An 18,376-nucleotide genomic window follows, 5' to 3' on the forward strand; every position below is an offset into this window, starting at 1 on the left:
GCATAATATACTGTTGCGGGCCTGCTCAGAGGCTGAATTGTTCACCAAGATAGACTTTCTTGACCTGCTCGTTATTGAGTATTTCCGCCGGGGTGCCGGCGGCGATACGGAGGCCATGGCTGACGATATAGGCCCGTTCGCACACATCCAGGGTTTCCCGCACATTGTGATCGGTGATCAGCACGCCCAACCCCCGGTCCCGCAGGTGCAGTATGATTTTCTTGATGTCGATCACCGATATCGGGTCGACCCCGGCAAAAGGCTCGTCCAGCAGGATAAAGCGGGGATCGGCGGCGAGGGCGCGGGCGATCTCCACCCGCCGCCGTTCGCCGCCGGACAGGCTCATGCCTAAGCTGTCGCGGATATGAGTAATATTAAACTCTTCCAGCAACTGTTCCATTTTCTCGTCGCGCCCGGCGGCATCCAGCTCCTTGCGGGTTTCCAGCACCGCCATCAGGTTATCGGCCACGCTCAGGCGACGGAAAATGGAGGCTTCCTGGGGCAGGTAGCCGATGCCGGCCCTGGCGCGGATGTGCATGGGCTGATGACTGATGTCCTGGTCGTCGATGGTGATGCTGCCCGCGTCCCGTTGCACCAGGCCGACGATCATATAGAAGGAGGTGGTCTTGCCGGCGCCGTTGGGGCCGAGCAGGCCGACGATCTGGCCGGTGTTGACGGTCAGGCTGACGTCGGCCACGACCTGGCGGCCCTTGTAGCTTTTCTGCAGCCCGCGCGCTTTCAGTGTTGCCATGGCTCAGTCCTGGCCCTGCGGGTTATCGAGGTTCTGCAGTTGTTCGGGCAGGAAGATGGTGGTGACCCTGTCCTGGCCACCCTGGCTTTCCGCTTCCATCTGCTCCCGGTCGATGTGGTAGCGGATGCGATAGCCGGTGACGATATTATCGTTCTGCTGCAGCTTGGCGTCCTGCAGCAGGGTGATGGTGCGGGCGCGCATGTCGTAGTGGATCTCCCGTGCCTCGGCATGCACCGGCTGGCCGTTGTCCAGGATCTGCTGGTAAGTCGCCGGGGTACCGTGGGCGGTCATCGACTGCAGCCCCTGTTCGGTGCGGATCACCACCACCCGGTCGGCACGCACGTCTATGGTACCTTGCTTGACCACCACCCGGTCGCTGAAGGTCACCTTGTTCTCCGCCAATTCGACCAACTGGCGGCCGGCGTCGATGGTGACCGGCTGGCGAAAGTCCGACTCCCTGGCTTCGGCCAGGCCCAGGCCCAGGGCCAGCAGTCCGCTTATGCTAAGGATTGAAGTAAGTTGCCCGGGTTTCATGCAGTAGTTCCACCGTTTGTTGTTCAAGCTTGCCCAGCAGGCCCTGGCCCTGGGCCTGGTAGTGCGGACTGCTCAGCTGCACATCCCGGTTGGAGCGCAGCTGGTTGTTGATAAAATCCAGTTCCAGATATTCGGTGGTCAGGGTTTCCACCAGGGCGTCCGGTTGCAGCCCCCGGCCGATCACGCTGCCGACCATCACCGCGTTGTCGCCGGTGTTGATGACGCCCTCGTCTCCCTGCAGCCGCCACTGGGGCTGGCCGTCGGGCGAATAAAGCAAGATAACAGGTTTTTCCATCAGGGTCATGGAGAGTGGATCGTAGTACTCCGCATAATCCGCATCCAGCCCCCGGTAGGGCAGGCCCAGCGGGTTGTATTGCAGGCTGGTCAGTTGCCTGGCGATAAAATCCGGTTGGTAATCCTGCTCACTGGCCGGGCCGCCGGGGGCGGGCCTGAACCATTGCCAACTGACCAGGGCGCAGAGGAAGAGGGCAGCAAACAGCCAGCTCTGGCGACTCATACGCTCATGCCCTTGGCATCGGCCAGCGCGCCCCGCGCTTCCAGGAGCAGGTCGCACAGTTCGCGTACGGCGCCATGGCCGCCGCGGAGTCGGGTGACGTAGTCGGCACCGTGCAGCACCAGGGGGTGGGCGTCACAGACGGCGACGCCCAGGCCGCAATCGCGCATCACCGGCAGATCGACCACGTCGTCGCCGATATAGGCGACCTGTTCGGGAGCGAGCTTGAGGGTATCCAACAAGGCCCGGTAGCTGTGCATTTTGTCGCCCTGGCCCTGGTAGACGTGGCGTACCCCGAGGGAGGCCATGCGCTCGCTGACGATGCGCGAGTCCCGCCCGGTGATGACGGCGACCTGGATACCGGCATTCAACAATGCCTTGATACCGAAGCCGTCCTTGGTACAGAAGCTCTTGTATTCCTCGCCCTGGTTGCCGAGGTAGATCATGCCGTCCGACAGTACCCCGTCCACGTCGCAGATCAGCAGGCGGATATCGGCCAGCCGCCGCCACAGTTTGATCGACACTGGGCCGTACAGGCTCTGCTGTGCCATCAGATCACCCCCGCCCGTAACAGGTCATGCATGTTGAAGGCACCGACCGGCTGGTTGTGCTCATTCACCACCAGCAGGCCGCTGATTTTCTTTTCTTCCATCAGTTTGACCGCCTCCGCCGCCAGCATCTGGGTCCTGGCGGTGGTGCAGTGCCGGGTCATGACCTGGTCGATGGTGGTGTGGTGGACGTCGATTTTATGGTCCAGGGTCCGCCGCAGGTCCCCATCAGTATAGATGCCGACCAGTTGCTGCTGTTCATCGACCACGGCGGTAAAGCCGAGCCCGGTGCGGCCGATTTCCAGCAGCGCCTCGATGATCAGGGTGTTGAGGCCGACCTTGGGCACCCGGTCGTCCTTGTGCATCAGGTCGCCGACCCGCAGCAACAGGCGTTTGCCGAGGGCGCCGCCGGGATGGCTAAGGGCGAAGTCGTCGGCGGTAAAGCCCCGGGCTTCCAGCAAGGCCACCGCCAGGGCGTCGCCCATGACCAGGGTGGCGGTAGTGCTGGCGGTCGGCGCCAGGCCGAGCGGGCAGGCTTCCTGCTCGACCCGGGTACACAGGTGCACATCGGCTTCCCGGGCCATGGTGGAGTCGGGATTGCCGGTCAGGCAAATCAGCTTGAGGCCGCGGCGTTTGAGCACCGGCAGCAGGGACAGGATCTCATCGCTTTCACCGGAATTGGACAGGGCCAGCACCACGTCATCATGGCCGATCATGCCGAGATCTCCGTGGCTGGCCTCGCCGGGATGGACGAAAAAAGCCGGAGTGCCGGTGCTGGCCAGGGTGGCGGCAATCTTGTTGGCGATGTGTCCCGACTTGCCCATGCCGGTGACGATGACCTTGCCCCGGCACTGGAACATCAGTCGGCAGGCCGCATCGAAGTCCTGATCAAGATATTGATAAAGGCCGTCGATGGCCGCCTTTTCAATATCCAGCACACGCTGGGCGGTTTTACGGTAATCAAATTCGACTGACATAACTCTCTCCACACCTTAGGCGGCGCCATTATAGAAAAGCTCGGGCCGATAAGCGACTGGTGCGGCGAGGATTCCTGGGCAAGGCCCGGGCCCCGGCTGCATTCGGGACAGGGCGTGGCGCAGGGGGACAGGAAAAAGCATCAGCTTGGTTGCCCATCTATCGGGGAACCCATACAATTCTTTCTTTTTTGCGGGGGATCAGTTTGAACAAGAGCCTTGTCGAAATCCGGGACCTTTGTTTCAGTCATGGGGAGCGGGCCCTGTATGAACGGATCGACCTGCAGATACCCCAAGGCAAAATCACCGCCATCATGGGACCGAGCGGCATCGGAAAAACCACCTTGCTGCGTCTTATCGGTGGGCAGATCAAGCCCGACAGCGGCGATGTGCTGTTCGATGGCGAGTCCGTGCCGTCCCTGAGCCGCAATCGGCTGTACCGGGTGCGTCGGCGCATGGGCATGTTGTTCCAGAGCGGGGCCCTGTTTACCGGCCTGTCGGTGTTCGACAACGTGGCCTTCCCGCTGCGCGAGCACAGCGGACTGCCCGAAGCCATCATCCGTACCCTGGTGATGATGAAGCTGGAAGCGGTAGGCTTGCGCGGGGCGGCGAGGATGTTCCCGGCCGAACTGTCCGGCGGCATGGCCCGGCGCGCGGCCCTGGCTCGGGCCATTGCCCTGGATCCGGATCTCATCATGTACGACGAGCCCTTCGCCGGCCAGGATCCGATCAGCATGGGGGTGCTGGTGAAGCTGATCGCCGAACTGAACAAGGCCCAGGGGCTGACGTCCATCATAGTGACCCACGATGTGGACGAAGTGATGAGCATCGCCGACTATGCCTATATCATCGCCAACAAGCAGGTGGTCGCGGCGGGCACGCCGGCCGAGCTGCAGCAGCATCAGGACCCCCGGGTGATCCAGTTTTTGCAAGGCCAGGCGGACGGACCCGTTCCCTTTCATTATCCGGCCCCGACATTCAGAGAGTCGTTAGCTTATGTTGATTGAACTGATCGGGCGACTGGGGCGCCGTGGGGTGAGCGGGGTGACCAGGGTGGGTCGCGCCGGCTTCATGCTGTTACATGCCCTGGTGGGACGCCCCCAGCCGAGCAAGCATTTTCCGCTGCTGGTGCAGCAGCTGCAGGTGGTGGGCGTGCAGTCGGTGGCCATTATCCTGGTATCCGGCCTCTTTATCGGCATGGTACTGGCCCTGCAGGGCTACAACGTGCTGGTGGACTTCGGTGCCGAAGGCAGCCTGGGTCCGCTGGTGTCGCTGTCGTTGCTGCGCGAGCTGGGCCCGGTGGTGACCGCCCTGCTGTTCGCCGGCCGGGCCGGCTCGGCGCTGACCGCCGAACTGGGCCTGATGAAGGCCACCGAACAGCTTTCCAGCCTGGAGATGATGGGCATAGATCCCCTGCGCCGGGTGGTGGCACCGCGCTTCTGGGCCGGCTTCATCAGCATGCCGCTGCTGGCCTTCATGTTCAGCATCGTCGGTATCTGGGGGGCCAAGCTGGTGGGGGTCGACTGGCTGGGAGTGGACGAGGGCGGCTTCTGGTCGGCCATGCAGGCCGCAGTGGACTGGCAGGAGGACATCATGCAGGGCTTTATCAAGAGTCTGGTGTTCGCCCTGGTGGTAACCTGGATTGCCCTGTTCAACGGTTTCGATGCCAGGCCGACGGCGGCGGGCATCAGCCAGGCCACCACCAAGACAGTGGTGCATTCATCTTTGGCGGTGCTGGGGCTTGATTTCGTCCTGACCGCCGTTATGTTCGGGTAGACAATAATGAAATACAGCAAACTGGAATTCAGTGTCGGCTGCTTTATGCTGGCCGGGATAGGCGCTCTGCTGCTGCTGGCATTCAAGGTAGCGGGGGTGAGTCTCAACAATCAGGGGGAAACTTATACCCTCTATGCCAAGTTCGATAATATCGGCGGCCTCAAGGCCCGCTCCCCGGTCAAGGTGGGCGGCGTGGTGGTGGGCCGGGTCAGCCAGATCGGCCTGGATCCCCGGGATCAGGTGCCGGTGGTGACCCTGGTTCTGAGCCGGGAGGCTGGCGAGTTCGCCGAGAGCAGCACCGCGTCCATCCTGACCTCCGGCCTGCTGGGGGAGCAATACCTGGGCTTGAATCCCGGTTTTGTGGACGAAGACATGGGCATCGGCATGCTGCAGGACGGCGATACCATCGCCCATACCCAGTCGGCACTGGTATTGGAAGAGCTGATCGGCAAGTTTATCTATTCCATCGGCAACAATTAATCCATGGGGCAACCCTGAGGAGTGATGATGAAGAAAATACTGATTACCTGGCTGCTGGCCCTGGGAACCCTGTGGGCGCCCCTGACCGCCTCGGCCACCTTTTCCGACCCCTACACCCTGATGGGCGAAGTCGCCCAGAACACCTTCGATCGCCTCAACCGGGAGCAGGTACGGATCAAGTCCGATCCCGAGTACCTGCGCATCATAGTGCGGGAAGAAATGCTGCCGGCGGTGGACGTGCGTTTTTCCGCCTTCCGGGTGATCGGCAACCAGCTCAACAACACCACCCCGGAACAGCGGGAACGCTTTGTCGATGCGTTCAGCGATTACCTGGTGGTGACCTATGCGGATGCCCTGGCGGCCTATAACGATCAGACCCTGGATATCGGCAGCGGCCGGGTCGCGGAAGGTGAGCGGCTGGTGACGGTGCCGGTGACCGTAAAGGAAGCGAACAAGCCGGACATCAGTGTTGAATTCAAACTGCGCCAGAATACCCGTACCGGGGAATGGCGGGTGTTCGATATGGTGGCCGAAGGCATCAGCCTGCTGTCCGCCAAGCAGACCGAACTGAGCGGCCTTATCCGCCAGAACGGCATCGATGCGGTGACCCGGCAGTTGCAGGAGCACACCAAGAAGCCGGTCACGCCGCTGGAACGGCCTGAATGAAGCTGGAGCGCCCCTTGACCAGGGACGAGCTGCCGGCCTATTGGGCCGAGCGGGGGACCCTGTTCGCCGCGGAGCAAGCCGACCTGAGCGCGGTGGAGCAGCTGGACTCGGTGGGCCTGGCATTTCTGGTGCAATGGAGCCAGGCCCTGGCCAGCGCGGGGAAGGGCCTGACCCTGCTTTCCCCGCCGGCCAGTTTTTACCCCCTTGCCGATTTATACGGTGTCGGTTCCTTGTTCGAACTGACAGACAACCCTTCCGGGAGCAAAAATGGATCTGAATAACGAAGTCGAGCGCTTGTTGCGGCAGGCCCTGCCCCTGGACGAGCTTTATGTCAAAAGCGAAGGTAGCCACTTCGAGGTGATTGCCGTATCCGCGGATTTTGCCGACATGAGCCGGCTCAAGCGACAGCAGGCGATCAATGGTCCCCTGATGGACTTGATTGCCCAAAACGCCATCCATGCCTTGACCATCAAAACCTTTACTCCCGAGCAATGGGCCCGGGAGCGAAAATTCATCATGCCGTCCTGATTAGGAGCCGAAATGGACAAATTCAAGATTCAGGGACCTTGCCGCCTGGCGGGCGAGGTCACCATTTCTGGCGCCAAAAATGCCGCCCTGCCGATCCTGTTCGGTACCCTGCTGTGTGACGAGGCGGTGCACCTGAGCAATGTGCCCAGGCTCAAGGACGTGGATACCACCCTGCAGTTGCTGGCTTCGATGGGGGTGAATGTGAGCGTGAACGGTGATGTCACCGTGCTGGCCGGCGCGGTCAACAGCCATATCGCGCCCTATGAACTGGTGCGTACCATGCGCGCTTCCATTCTTGCGCTGGGGCCCCTGGTGGCCCGCTTTGGCGAGGCGGATGTGTCCCTGCCCGGCGGCTGTGCCATCGGCGCCCGGCCGGTCAACCTGCATATCCATGGCCTGGAGCAGATGGGGGCCATCATCAGGGTGGAAGACGGTTATATCAAGGCGCGGGTCGACGGCCGTCTGAAAGGCGCCCATATCCTGATGGATATGGTCAGTGTGACCGGTACCGAGAACCTGATGATGGCGGCGGTATTGGCCGAGGGCCGCACCATTATCGAAAATGCCGCGCGTGAGCCGGAAGTGGTGGATCTGGCCCACTTCCTCAACACCCTGGGCGCAAAAATCCAGGGCATCGGCCAGGATACCCTGATCATCGACGGGGTCGAGGCACTGCATGGCGGCGATTACCGGGTGCAGCCGGATCGGATCGAAACCGGCACCTTCCTGGTGGGCGCCGCCATTACCGGCGGCGACATCACCTGCCGCAACACGGATCCGCGCCTGCTGGAGGCGGTGCTGGTCAAGCTGAAGGATGCAGGTGCCATGGTGGAAACCGGCGAAGACTGGATCCGGCTGGACATGACCAACCGGGTGCTCAAGCCGGTCGACATCAAGACCGCGCCCTATCCGGCCTTTCCCACCGACATGCAGGCCCAGTTCACCGTGCTCAATGCCGTGGCCAAGGGGGTGGGGCGGGTGACCGAAACCATCTTCGAAAACCGTTTCATGCATGTGCCCGAACTCAACCGTATGGGAGCCCATATCGAGCTGAATGGCAATCTGGCGATCTGTGACGACACCGAGCAGCTGACCGGCGCCACCGTCATGGCGACCGATCTGCGCGCTTCCGCCAGCCTGGTGCTGGCCGGTTTCGTGGCCCAGGGCACCACCATAGTGGATCGCATCTATCATATCGATCGGGGCTACGAGGATATCGAAGCCAAGCTGTCCGGTTTGGGCGGCAGGATAGAGCGGGTCAAAGGCAACTAAAGCCGGAAGCCGGAAGCTAGAAGCGTTCAGCAGCCCGAGTTGGCTGTTGAAAAAGTAAAAAGGGAAGACGATGCTTGTCTTCCCTTTTTTGTATGTTCAGTCTGCAATAATGAGCTTCCAGCTTCCAGCTTCCAGCTTCCAGCTTCCAGCTTCCGGCTTGCGTCAGCGCAATCGCTGAAAACGGCTGTCTTCTTCTATCAGTACCTTCAGGGTCAGGGGCTGCCCGGCCCGCAACAGGGTGGCGCTGATCTCGGTTCCCGGTTTGGTTTCGGCTATCAGGTCCATGGCGTGGCGGGCATTGATGACGGCCCTGCCATCGATTTCCAGCAGCACGTCTCCGCCCTGCATCCCCGCCTTGTCTGCCGGCCCGCCCGGATTGACCGCTTCCACATAGATACCGGAACGCTCCCCCAGGTTGAGCAATTGGGCCATGACCGGAGGGATATCGGCACCACCGATGCCAAGGTAACCGCGGATCACCCGACCGTGGCTGATCAGCTCCTGCATGATACGCTGGGCCAGCGCATAGGGGATGGCGAAGTTGATGCCGTAGCTTTCCTGATGGGCCAGGCTCTGGAAGGAGGCGGTGTTGATCCCTACGATTTCCCCGTACACATTGACCAGGGCGCCGCCGGAGTTGCCGGCATTGATGGCGGCGTCGGTCTGCAGCAGATCCTGCCGGCCGTTGCTGTCCGGCCCCATGCTGGACAGGCCGGTGCGGCCGGTGGCGCTGATGATGCCCTGGGTAATGGTCTGGCCGACGTTGTAGGGATTACCGATGGCCAGCACTATGTCCCCGACCTTGGGATTGAGATTGCTATCCTGGGGGATCACCGGCAGTTGTCCGGCTTCGATCTTCAACACCGCCAGATCCGTGGGCACATCGAACCCGGTGACCTCGCCGGCGATGATGCGGCCGTCCTGCAACGCCACAATCACCTGATCCGCATCGGCGATGACATGATAGTTGGTGAGGATATGGCCTTGCTCCGACATGATGACCCCGGAGCCCAGTCCGGTGGCGCTGAGCTCGGGCGTGTCACCACCGCGCTGGAAGCTGCGGGTGTAGATGTTGACCACGGCGGGCCCGGCACGGCCGGCGGCATAGGAAAAACTGGACACCCCCACCTGCTGGTTGCGCCACCAATGCTCGAACGGCTGGGTTCTCAGTTGGGGAAACAGCAGCAGCAGCAGCAGCGCCATCAACACCCCGGTGAGGGTGGACTGGAGCAGGAATTTGAACAAGGAGGCTGACCGCATGAGCTGACCTGATGGCCGAAGAATGATCCCAGCATAACATAAAGTGCCGGGGTTGGGAGTCCGCACCCGGGCAGACTCCCTGTAGCATCAAACGGTTATCTCAGCACCAGGTAGATGGAGGAGTTACCGCGCTGGATATTGAGCGCTATCACTTCGGGCTTGCCCTGGATGATCTGGCGCAGGTCGTTGAGGTTTCTTACCCGCTGGCGGTTAATGCCGATGATGATGTCGTCTTTTTCCAGCCCGGAAACGGCGGCAGGAGAACGGGCCGTCACCTCGGTAATCTTGACGCCCTGCACCGGATCACCGCTGCCGGTATTGGCCAGGGCCGCCCCTTCCAGGGACTCGTGCAGGGTGTTGGCCTGGATATTGGCCTCATCGGCCCGGGTCAGGGTCACGTCCACACGCTGCTCCTTGCCGTCCCGGAACAGGCCCAGGGTCACGGTCTTGTCCGCACCCATGGTGGCGACCTTGGCGCGCAATTCGCTGAAGGAGCGGATCGGCTTGCCGTCCAGGCTGATGATGATGTCACCGGCCTGCAGCCCGGCCTTGGCGGCGGCGGAGTTTTCCATCACCTGGCTGACGAAGGCGCCGTGCTGGCTGCGATAGCCGAAGGTGCGGGCCAGCTCGGAGGTCAGCTCGCCGCCCATCACCCCCAGTACGCCACGGCGTACTTCGCCGTATTCGAGGATCTGATCGGCCAGGTTCTTGACCATGTTGGCGGGAATGGCGAAGCCGATGCCGATATTACCGCCGCCCGGGCCCAGTATGGCGGTGTTGATGCCGACCAGCTTACCCTCCAGATCGAGCAGGGCGCCGCCCGAGTTGCCGGAGTTGATGGCGGCATCGGTCTGGATAAAATTTTCCAGGTTCTCCACGTTGAGGCCGGAGCGGCCCAGGGCACTGATGATGCCGGAGGTGACGGTCTGGCCCAGGCCGAAGGGGTTGCCGATGGCGATGGCAAAATCACCGACCTTGAGCCTGTCGGAGTCGGCAAACTCGATCTCCACCAGATCCTTGGCATCAACCTTCAACAGGGCGATGTCGGACTGTTTGTCGGCGCCGATAAGCTCCGCCTCGTATTCCTGGCCGTCGATCAGGGTGATCAGTATTTTGTCGGCATCTTCGATCACATGGTTGTTGGTGATGACATGTCCCTTGGCGGCATCGATGATGACACCGGAGCCCAGGGCCTGGAAGGGCCTTTCCTGCACCTGCTCGCCGGGCGCATTGGGGCCGAAGAAAAAGCGGAAGGGCTCGGGCAATACCTGCCGGCTTACCTTGCTGCCGGAGACCGAGATATTGACCACGGCCGGGCTGACCTTTTCTACGACCGGAGCCAGGCTGGTCAGGGTGGAGCCGGCCCCGAAAGGCAGGGCGGCCTGTGCCGCAGGCAGCAGCGCCAGCCCCAGGCTCAGGGCCAGGGTGGAAACCAGGGGGAGTCGACGTTTCATGCACATGCTCCTAACTCGATACGGGTGATTCAGGGAAATTGTTCAATCTGACCGGATCTGGGCTGCAAGAGTTCCGGTGCGGTCGCAATTACTTCATCTCCCCATTAATTGTGCTTTTTGCATGGAAGATCAAGCCCCTGCTGTTGGCCAGGGGTTGCTCAGGGAGGGACAGGACATTTACACTGGGGGCCCCTATCGTTTTTATATACCCTAATGACCCCGAGCGAAAAATACCAGGCGGATCTTAGTCGCCCCGATTTTGTCCGCGATCCGGCCCAGGCCATGGCCGTGTCTCACCTGCAGCGACTGTTTGATGAGTTGCGGGAGCCCCAGGAGCAGCCCAGGCTCAGCCTGTGGCAGAAACTGACCGGCAAACCGGTGCAGGCTCGCACCATCCAGGGACTCTATTTCTGGGGAGGGGTCGGCCGGGGTAAAACCTATCTGGTGGATACCTTCTATGATTGCCTGCCGTTCGACAACAAGCTCCGGGTACACTTTCACCGTTTTATGGGGCGGGTGCACGACGACCTGAACAGGCTGAAAGGGCAGTCCGATCCGCTCAGGCTGGTGGCGGAGCGCCTGGCCCGGGAAGCGCGGGTGATCTGCTTCGACGAATTCTTCGTGTCCGATATCACCGACGCCATGATCCTGGGGACCCTGTTCCAGTACCTGTTCGGCCATGGGGTCATACTGGTGGCCACCTCCAATATTCCGCCGGACGAGCTCTACCGCAATGGCCTGCAGCGGGCCCGTTTCCTGCCGGCCATCGCCCTGATTAAAGAGCACTGCGAAGTGGTCAACGTCGACTCTGGTGTGGATTACCGGCTGCGCACCCTGGAACAGGCGGAAATCTACCACTCGCCCCTGGACGCCCAGGCCAAGACCAACCTGGAGCAGTATTTCGCCCGCCTGACCAACGAGCCGGGCAGTTGGGGAGGGAGCATCGAGGTCAACCATCGCCGCCTCAAGACCATAGCGGAAGGGGATGGGGTGCTCTATATCGATTTCCGGGAGCTGTGTTGTACCGCCCGCTCCCAGTTCGACTATATCGAGCTGGCACGCTGCTACCATTCGGTGCTGCTGGCCAACGTCATGGCCATGGGGCTGGACAGCGACGATGCCGCCCGCCGCTTTATCGCCATGGTCGATGAGTTCTACGAACGCCATGTCAAGCTGATCATCTCGGCGGCGGTGCCTATGGAGCAACTCTACGGCCAGGGCCGGCTCAATTTCGAGTTCAAACGTTGCCTTTCCCGACTGACCGAAATGCAGTCCCACGAATATCTTGCCAGAGAGCACCTTCCTTAGTCACAATATGCGCCCCCGGGATCTGGGCATGATCGCGGGGAAGGGGCGGGCAAGCCGGCTAATTTCAGTGGGCATTGAAATTAGCAGGTGATTTTTAAGGCAACTTTACCTATAATCGCCCGGCCCACGTTACACAGCTGTCGATAAGACAGCATCACAGTAAGCAGACTGGTGCTCGAAGGGGTGCAGGTCTGGTCGTGTTTTGCGCATGGTGCGCAAGTGTAGGATTCATTTTCAGTAATTTGGGTTTATCCATGAAAACTTTTGTTGCTAAGCCAGAAACCGTTAAGCGTGACTGGTATGTTGTTGATGCAGAAGGCAAAACTCTGGGTCGTCTGGCCACCGAGATCGCTCGTCGTCTGCGCGGTAAGCATAAGCCGGAATTTACTCCGCACGTTGACTGTGGTGATTACATCATCGTTATCAATGCCGAGAAAATTCAGGTAACCGGTAATAAAGCCGAAGACAAGATTTACTACTCTCACTCCGGTTTCCCGGGTGGCATCAAGTCCATCAGCTTCGAGAAGCTGATCGACCGCAAGCCCGAGATGGTAATTGAGTCTGCCGTTCGCGGCATGCTGCCCCGTGGCCCGCTGGGTCGTGCTATGTTCCGCAAGATGAAAGTCTTTGCCGGCAGCCAGCACAACCACGCTGCGCAACAACCTCAAGTACTGGACATCTAAGACGGGATTAGGCAAATGGCAGAAACTCAATACTACGGTACCGGTCGTCGCAAAAGCGCTACTGCGCGCGTATTCGTAAAGCCGGGTAGCGGTAACATCGTTATCAACAAGCGTTCACTGGATCAGTACTTTGGCCGCGAAACCGCCCGCATGGTGGTACGTCAGCCGCTGGAGCTGGTTGAACTGACCGGAAAGCTGGATCTGTACATCACCGTTGCCGGTGGTGGCATCTCCGGTCAGGCCGGCGCTATCCGTCATGGCATTACCCGTGCCCTGATGCAATACGACGAAACCCTGCGTGGCTCGCTGCGCAAGGCTGGCTTCGTGACGCGTGACGCTCGTCGCGTTGAACGTAAGAAAGTCGGTCTGCACAAAGCGCGTAAGCGCCCCCAGTTCTCCAAGCGTTAATTGGGATTGCAGTTTTATATATCAAAGCCCGGGTTTACCCGGGCTTTTCTGTATCGGAATCCATGGGTCGAATTCACTAATAATTTGTTGTTTTATAACAAATTATCTTGCTAAATAACGACTTTTCGGCCCTTTACCCGTCCTTGTAAAAGACCGCGCTTTTCTTTAGAATTTCGGGGTTTTTTTGTGGCAATTGAAACCATGATATCCGCCGCAGTTGTCACAAGCAGTCTCAATGCATGGAATGAACAATAAACGCGCGGAGACCAAATGGGAGAGTTTTTGGATGAGCAATGCGCCAGTTGATACCGGTCGCCGCAGATTTCTGACCTGGTCAACCACAGCCGTGGGTGGGGTCGGAGCTGCTTTTGTCGCTGTTCCCTTCATTAAATCCTGGAACCCCAGTGCCAAGGCAAAAGCGGCAGGGGCCCCGGTAGAAGTCGATATCAGCAAGATGGAGCCCGGGCAGTTGATCCGGGTCGAGTGGCGTGGCAATCCGGTGTGGATGGTCCGCCGTACCCAGGAAATCCTGGATGCCTTACCCCAGCATGACAACCAGCTGCGTGACCCCGACTCCAAGGAGCCGCAACAACCCGAGTACGCCCAGAATGCTTATCGCTCGATCAAACCGGAAGTGTTTGTGGCGGTGGGACTCTGTACTCACCTGGGTTGTTCGCCCACTTACCTGCCCAATACCTTCGGTGAGCAGGTACAGGGCGTGAGCGCCGGTTTCTTCTGCCCCTGCCACGGCTCCAAGTTCGACATGGCCGGACGCGTGTTCCAGGGTGTGCCTGCCCCGCTGAACCTGGTCATTCCCCCTTATTACTATGTCAATGACACCACCATTCTGGTCGGTGAAGACAAGGAAGGAGCCTAAATCATGCTGGGTAAACTCGTAAGCTGGATTGACGAGCGCATTCCGATGACGGCGACCTACAACAAGCATGTAGGTCAGTATCCTGCGCCGAAAAATTTCAACTTCTGGTACTTCTTCGGTTCTCTTGCCATGCTGGTGCTGGTCAACCAGATCCTGACCGGCATCTTCCTGACCATGCATTATAATCCGTCTGGTGACGGCGCTTTCGCGTCCATCGAATACATCATGCGGGATGTGGAGTACGGCTGGTTGCTGCGTTACATGCACTCCACCGGCGCCTCCGCCTTTTTCGTAGTAGTCTATCTGCACATGTTCCGCGGCCTGATTTACGGCTCTTACCAGAAGCCCCGTGAACTGCTGTGGATTTTCGGCATGCTGATTTTCCTGGTACTGATGGCGGAAGCCTTTATGGGCTACCTGCTGCCCTGGGGCCAGATGTCCTTCTGGGGTGCCCAGGTCATCATCTCCCTGTTCGGCGCCATCCCGGTCATCGGTGACGATCTGACCCTGTGGATCCGCGGTGACTACGTGATCTCCGGTGCCACCCTGAACCGCTTCTTCGCGCTGCATGTCATCGCGTTGCCGCTGGTGCTGGTGCTGCTGGTGTTCCTGCACATAGTGGCGCTGCACGAAGTGGGTTCCAACAATCCCGACGGCATCGACATCAAGAAGAACAAGGACGAGAACGGCTGGCCGAAAGACGCCATTCCCTTCCACCCTTACTACACCGTCAAGGATGTGGTGGGTGTGGCCGGCTTCCTGTTCCTGTTTGCCTTCGTGATCTTCTTTATGCCGGAAGGTGGCGGCTACTTCCTGGAAGCGCCGAACTTCGAGGCGGCCAACGGCCTGAAGACGCCCGAGCACATAGCGCCGGTCTGGTATTTCACCCCCTTCTACGCCATCCTGCGGGCCGTACCCGATAAGCTGATGGGCGTTATCCTGATGGGGCTGTCCATCGCCGTGCTGTTCGTGCTGCCCTGGCTGGATCGCTGCAAGGTACGCTCCTTCCGTTACCGCAGCAAGCTGCACCTGCTCAACATAGTGCAGTTCGTTATCTGCTTCATCATTCTGGGGATCCTGGGCGCGCTGCCGTCGACTCCGGCACTGACCCTGCTTGCCCAGGTGTGTTCGTTCGGCTATTTCGCCTTCTTCGTCCTGTTGTTCTTCTACAGCAAAAACGAAAAAACCAAGCCGCTGCCAGAGAGGGTTACGTTCAAATGAAGAAGTTAATCATAGCCGCATTGACCTTGCTGCCGTCGCTGGTGATGGCAGCCGGCCCCAGCGTAGCGCTGGACAAGGCCAACTACGACCTGCGTGACCAGGCTTCGCTGCAAAATGGCGCCAAGCTGTTCATGAACTACTGTGCCGGCTGCCACAACACCCAGTACCAGCGTTACAACCGGGTGGCGGAAGATCTGGGGATCCCGGAAGATATCATGCAGGCCAATCTGAACTTCACCGGTGCCCCCATCGGTGAACTGATGCGCAGCGCCATCCCCGAGAAGGACGCGGCCAACTGGTTCGGTGCGCCGCCCCCCGATCTGACCCTGGTGGCCCGGGTGCGTGGTGCCGACTGGCTCTACACTTACCTGCGTTCTTTCTATAAGGATGACAGCCGTCCCTTCGGCGTGAACAACCTGGTGTTCCCCTCCGTGGGCATGCCCCATGTACTGGAACCCCTGCAGGGCAGTGCCCGGCTGGAAACCGTGACCCGCATGGTCGATGGCCATGAGGTGGATACCCCGGTAGGCATCAAGGCCGACGGCAACGGCGAGATGGCCGCGGACGAATACGACCATGCGGTGCTCGACATCGTCAACTTCCTGGTCTATTCCGGTGAGCCGATCAAGCTGGAGCGTCAGCGCCTGGGGTACTGGGTACTGGGTTTCCTGGCCATCTTCTTCGTCTTTGCATATCTGCTGAAGAAAGAATACTGGCGTGACGTACACTGATTAGACATCGTCTAAGCTAAACAGGGGAGCGGCAATGGGGCAAATATGCTTCCATTGCCGTTCCCATTTATGATTTGCGGAGGATTCAATGGCAGTTGCGGCCAATAAGCGTTCCATCATGACGCTGTTTTCGGGTGCTGACGATATTTACAGCCACCAGGCGCGTATCGTCCTGGCGGAAAAAGGGGTCAGCGTGGAGATCAGTCCGGTAGAGCCTGACAGCCTGCCCGAGGACATGCTGGAGCTGAACCCCTATGGTACTGTGCCGACCCTGGTCGACCGGGAACTGGTACTTTATGAATCTCGTATCATCATGGAGTACCTGGATGAGCGTTTTCCCCATCCGCCCCTGATGCCGGTGTATCCGGTGGCCCGAGGGACCAGCCGGCTGATGATGCACCGTATCGAGCAGGACTGGTACTCCCTGGTCAAGCGTATTCAGCGCGGCGACAAGGCCGAGGATGCGCGCAAGGAATTGCGGGAGGCACTGTTGTCCGTGGCCCCGGTCTTTGCCGAATACCCCTACTTCATGAGTGAAGAGTTCAGCCTGGTGGATTGCTACATGGCTCCCCTGCTGTGGCGGTTGCCTTCCCTGGGGATAGAGTTGTCCGGTCGCGGTGCCAAGGAAGTGAAAGCCTACATGATCCGGCTGTTCGAGCGGGAATCCTTCCAGGCCTCCCTGACCGAAGCCGAGCGTGATATCGGCGGCAAGGTATAAGTATGGATGAGATGACGCCCAGCCGGCCCTATTTGCTGCGCGCTTTCTACGACTGGCTGCTGGACAACGAGCTGACGCCGCACCTGCTGGTGAATGCACAAGTGCCCCACACCATGGTGCCCCGGCAGTATGTCAAGGACGGCCAGATAGTGCTGAACATTGCCCCGCGGGCGGTGGTCGGCCTGCAGATGGATAACGAGGCGGTCAGCTTCAGCGCCCGTTTCGGCGGTGCGCCGTTTCAGGTCTATATCCCGATGGCGGCCATTGTCGCCGTTCAGGCCCGGGAAAACGGGGCCGGCACTTTCTTCCCGCCGGAGCCCGCCTACGAGGCCTGGCTGGCCGCCGCCAGTGAGGAAGGCGAGGTTGCCGGGCCCCCGCCGGAGAGGGAGGAGTCCCAGCCTTCGACCGGCAAGAAGGGCAAGCCCAACTTGCGGATCATCAAATAAAAAAACGCAGCCTCGAGCTGCGTTTTTTTATGCCCGGTCGTTATGGAGGCTAAGGCGCCGCCTGTACAAATTCGAAGGCGGTGACGACCTTGGCCACCCCGCTGATAGTGCGGGTCAGTTGCACGGCGATATCCGCTTCTTTCTGGGTGACCAGGCCGATCAGGAAGACCTCGGCGTTTTCGGTGACCACCTTGATCTTGGTTCCGTCGATATTCTTCTCGGCCAGCAGGGTGCTTTTCACCTTGGAGGTCAGCCAGGTGTCCTGGCTGCGCGCCGAAAGCGATAGGGGCTGCCCCAGGCGGATCTCGTTGAACACCTCGGCCACCCCGGGTACGCTTCTGACGATTTCTTCCGCCTGTTGGCGATAGGCTTCGGTGGGCGTCTGGCCAATCAGCAGGGTCTTGGCGTTGGTGGTGATGACCGCCAGGCGGCTGTCGTCCCACAATGGCTTGGTCTCACCCAGCCGGTGCAGGGCGCGCATGTCGATGGCCTGGTCACTGACCTGGGTCGACACGGTACGGCGATCGGTCACGCTCCCGACGCCGGTACCGGCGCCGGCCATCATGACACCGGCACAGCCCTGCAGCAGGGTGAAGGCGGCCAGAAGAAGCAAGTGTCGTTGTTTCATCATTAATCTTCCTGTTGGGGAAAGAGGGTTCTGTCTATCAAATCACAGAGGCAGTGCAGGGTCAGCAGATTGACTTCATGAATTCGCGGTGCCCGCAAAGCCGGAACCCGGATTTCCACGTCGTTGGGGCCGAGCAGACCGGACAGCTCACCTCCGTCGCCGCCACTCAGCGCCACTATGGTCATGTCCCGGCTCAGGGCCGCTTCGGCCGCCTTGATCAGGTTGCGGCTGTGGCCGCTGGTGGAGATCACCACCAGTACGTCTCCGGCCTGACCCAGGGCGCGGATCTGTCGGGCATAGGCTTCATCGAAGTGCTGATCCACCGAGATGGCGCTGATGCTGCTGGTATCCAGGGTGAGGCAGAGGGCGGGCAGGGCGGGCCGTTCGGTTTCGTAGCGGTTGATCAACTCGCTGACGAACAGTTGCGCCAGGGCATTGGAGCCGCCGTTGCCGCATACCAGCAGCTTGTTGCCGTTAAGCAGGCACATCACCATCATTTGCGCCGCCGCCAGGATATCGTCCGGCAGGGCTTCGGCGGCGGCGATTTTGGTTTGAATGCTTTCGGTAAAGCTGGCCTTGATTTCTTCCTGCATGGGGGT

At 60.2% G+C, this 18,376-nt stretch carries 24 protein-coding genes; 15 read left to right on the plus strand and 9 right to left on the minus strand.

Features of this window, described 5'->3' with window-relative positions; all coding sequences use genetic code 11:
- Positions 1-25 precede the first annotated feature (25 nt).
- Genes lptB through JKV55_RS05200 form a run of 5 tightly spaced genes read right to left on the minus strand, consistent with a single transcriptional unit; the run spans position 26 to position 3,324 of the window.
- Entirely contained in the window at positions 26-751 is a 726-nt protein-coding gene (lptB, locus tag JKV55_RS05180; RefSeq protein ID WP_202082868.1) for an LPS export ABC transporter ATP-binding protein, read from the minus strand.
- A 3-nt stretch (positions 752-754) separates the two neighbouring features.
- The gene (gene lptA / locus JKV55_RS05185; protein WP_202082870.1) at positions 755-1,285 is read right to left on the minus strand and encodes a lipopolysaccharide transport periplasmic protein LptA; all 531 of its coding nucleotides are present in this window, start codon (positions 1,283-1,285) and stop codon (positions 755-757) included.
- On the minus strand, positions 1,254-1,802 hold the full coding sequence (gene lptC / locus JKV55_RS05190) for an LPS export ABC transporter periplasmic protein LptC (protein ID WP_202082872.1): 549 nt from the start codon (positions 1,800-1,802) through the stop codon (positions 1,254-1,256). The genes lptA and lptC overlap by 32 nt, the downstream gene beginning before the upstream one ends.
- Complete coding sequence (gene kdsC, locus JKV55_RS05195; protein ID WP_202082874.1) at positions 1,799-2,350, minus strand: 3-deoxy-manno-octulosonate-8-phosphatase KdsC; 552 nt, start codon at positions 2,348-2,350, stop codon at positions 1,799-1,801. Before kdsC ends, lptC begins: the two co-directional genes overlap by 4 nt.
- On the minus strand, positions 2,350-3,324 hold the full coding sequence (locus JKV55_RS05200; protein WP_202082876.1) for a KpsF/GutQ family sugar-phosphate isomerase: 975 nt from the start codon (positions 3,322-3,324) through the stop codon (positions 2,350-2,352). The genes kdsC and JKV55_RS05200 overlap by 1 nt, the downstream gene beginning before the upstream one ends.
- Positions 3,325-3,527: 203 nt before the next feature.
- On the opposite strand from JKV55_RS05200, the gene mlaF reads away from it, so the two are divergent.
- From mlaF to murA, 7 genes are read left to right on the plus strand one after another with little or no spacing between them, the layout of a single operon-like run.
- On the plus strand, positions 3,528-4,328 hold the full coding sequence (gene mlaF / locus JKV55_RS05205) for a phospholipid ABC transporter ATP-binding protein MlaF (RefSeq protein ID WP_202082878.1): 801 nt from the start codon (positions 3,528-3,530) through the stop codon (positions 4,326-4,328).
- The gene (mlaE, locus tag JKV55_RS05210) at positions 4,318-5,097 is read left to right on the plus strand and encodes a lipid asymmetry maintenance ABC transporter permease subunit MlaE (protein ID WP_202082880.1); all 780 of its coding nucleotides are present in this window, start codon (positions 4,318-4,320) and stop codon (positions 5,095-5,097) included. Before mlaF ends, mlaE begins: the two co-directional genes overlap by 11 nt.
- A gap of 6 nt (positions 5,098-5,103) precedes the next feature.
- Positions 5,104-5,577 carry an outer membrane lipid asymmetry maintenance protein MlaD gene (gene mlaD / locus JKV55_RS05215; protein WP_202082882.1) on the plus strand — a complete coding sequence of 158 codons (474 nt, stop codon included), beginning with the start codon at positions 5,104-5,106 and terminating at the stop codon, positions 5,575-5,577.
- A gap of 24 nt (positions 5,578-5,601) precedes the next feature.
- Positions 5,602-6,243, plus strand: a complete 642-nt coding sequence (gene mlaC, locus JKV55_RS05220) for a phospholipid-binding protein MlaC (RefSeq protein ID WP_202082884.1) — start codon at positions 5,602-5,604, stop codon at positions 6,241-6,243.
- Positions 6,240-6,524: an STAS domain-containing protein gene (locus JKV55_RS05225; protein ID WP_202082886.1), complete on the plus strand. Its 285-nt coding sequence runs from the start codon at positions 6,240-6,242 to the stop codon at positions 6,522-6,524. The genes mlaC and JKV55_RS05225 overlap by 4 nt, the downstream gene beginning before the upstream one ends.
- Positions 6,511-6,771: a BolA family protein gene (locus JKV55_RS05230; protein ID WP_202082888.1), complete on the plus strand. Its 261-nt coding sequence runs from the start codon at positions 6,511-6,513 to the stop codon at positions 6,769-6,771. The genes JKV55_RS05225 and JKV55_RS05230 overlap by 14 nt, the downstream gene beginning before the upstream one ends.
- A 12-nt stretch (positions 6,772-6,783) precedes the next feature.
- Positions 6,784-8,043 (plus strand): UDP-N-acetylglucosamine 1-carboxyvinyltransferase, encoded by a 1,260-nt coding sequence (murA, locus tag JKV55_RS05235; protein ID WP_202082890.1) that lies wholly within the window; start codon positions 6,784-6,786, stop codon positions 8,041-8,043.
- A 162-nt stretch (positions 8,044-8,205) separates the two neighbouring features.
- Here the strand turns inward: murA and degS are convergent, their stop codons facing one another.
- Together degS and JKV55_RS05245 are read right to left on the minus strand one after the other, a co-directional pair.
- Positions 8,206-9,303 (minus strand): outer membrane-stress sensor serine endopeptidase DegS, encoded by a 1,098-nt coding sequence (degS, locus tag JKV55_RS05240; protein WP_202082892.1) that lies wholly within the window; start codon positions 9,301-9,303, stop codon positions 8,206-8,208.
- A 95-nt stretch (positions 9,304-9,398) separates the two neighbouring features.
- A complete protein-coding gene (locus JKV55_RS05245) occupies positions 9,399-10,757 on the minus strand; it encodes a Do family serine endopeptidase (RefSeq protein ID WP_202082894.1) in 1,359 nt (452 codons plus the stop codon).
- Positions 10,758-10,970: 213 nt separating this feature from the next.
- On the opposite strand from JKV55_RS05245, the gene zapE reads away from it, so the two are divergent.
- The 8 genes from zapE to JKV55_RS05285 all read left to right on the plus strand — a co-directional run bounded on the left by zapE (position 10,971) and on the right by JKV55_RS05285 (position 17,149).
- A complete protein-coding gene (gene zapE / locus JKV55_RS05250; protein ID WP_202082896.1) occupies positions 10,971-12,065 on the plus strand; it encodes a cell division protein ZapE in 1,095 nt (364 codons plus the stop codon).
- A gap of 254 nt (positions 12,066-12,319) precedes the next feature.
- A complete protein-coding gene (gene rplM / locus JKV55_RS05255) occupies positions 12,320-12,748 on the plus strand; it encodes a 50S ribosomal protein L13 (protein WP_202082898.1) in 429 nt (142 codons plus the stop codon).
- Positions 12,749-12,763: 15 nt separating this feature from the next.
- Positions 12,764-13,156, plus strand: a complete 393-nt coding sequence (rpsI, locus tag JKV55_RS05260) for a 30S ribosomal protein S9 (RefSeq protein ID WP_202082900.1) — start codon at positions 12,764-12,766, stop codon at positions 13,154-13,156.
- 286 nt (positions 13,157-13,442) lie between these two features.
- A complete protein-coding gene (petA, locus tag JKV55_RS05265; RefSeq protein WP_202083069.1) occupies positions 13,443-14,033 on the plus strand; it encodes a ubiquinol-cytochrome c reductase iron-sulfur subunit in 591 nt (196 codons plus the stop codon).
- A 3-nt stretch (positions 14,034-14,036) separates the two neighbouring features.
- Positions 14,037-15,254, plus strand: a complete 1,218-nt coding sequence (locus JKV55_RS05270; RefSeq protein WP_202082902.1) for a cytochrome b — start codon at positions 14,037-14,039, stop codon at positions 15,252-15,254.
- A complete protein-coding gene (locus tag JKV55_RS05275) occupies positions 15,251-15,985 on the plus strand; it encodes a cytochrome c1 (protein WP_202082904.1) in 735 nt (244 codons plus the stop codon). Before JKV55_RS05270 ends, JKV55_RS05275 begins: the two co-directional genes overlap by 4 nt.
- 88 nt (positions 15,986-16,073) lie before the next feature.
- Positions 16,074-16,703 (plus strand): stringent starvation protein SspA, encoded by a 630-nt coding sequence (sspA, locus tag JKV55_RS05280; protein ID WP_202082911.1) that lies wholly within the window; start codon positions 16,074-16,076, stop codon positions 16,701-16,703.
- An 11-nt stretch (positions 16,704-16,714) separates the two neighbouring features.
- Positions 16,715-17,149 (plus strand): ClpXP protease specificity-enhancing factor, encoded by a 435-nt coding sequence (locus JKV55_RS05285; protein ID WP_237332690.1) that lies wholly within the window; start codon positions 16,715-16,717, stop codon positions 17,147-17,149.
- Between the two features lie 49 nt (positions 17,150-17,198).
- On the opposite strand, the gene dolP is transcribed toward JKV55_RS05285, so the two are convergent.
- The gene (dolP, locus tag JKV55_RS05290) at positions 17,199-17,780 is read right to left on the minus strand and encodes a division/outer membrane stress-associated lipid-binding lipoprotein (RefSeq protein WP_202082913.1); all 582 of its coding nucleotides are present in this window, start codon (positions 17,778-17,780) and stop codon (positions 17,199-17,201) included.
- Positions 17,780-18,370, minus strand: coding sequence for a D-sedoheptulose-7-phosphate isomerase (locus JKV55_RS05295; RefSeq protein ID WP_202082915.1), 591 nt, complete (start codon positions 18,368-18,370; stop codon positions 17,780-17,782). The genes dolP and JKV55_RS05295 overlap by 1 nt, the downstream gene beginning before the upstream one ends.
- Between the last annotated feature and the right edge of the window lie 6 nt (positions 18,371-18,376).

The sequence above is a fragment of the Zobellella iuensis genome (assembly GCF_016746085.1).
Classification (GTDB): domain Bacteria; phylum Pseudomonadota; class Gammaproteobacteria; order Enterobacterales; family Aeromonadaceae; genus Oceanimonas; species Oceanimonas iuensis.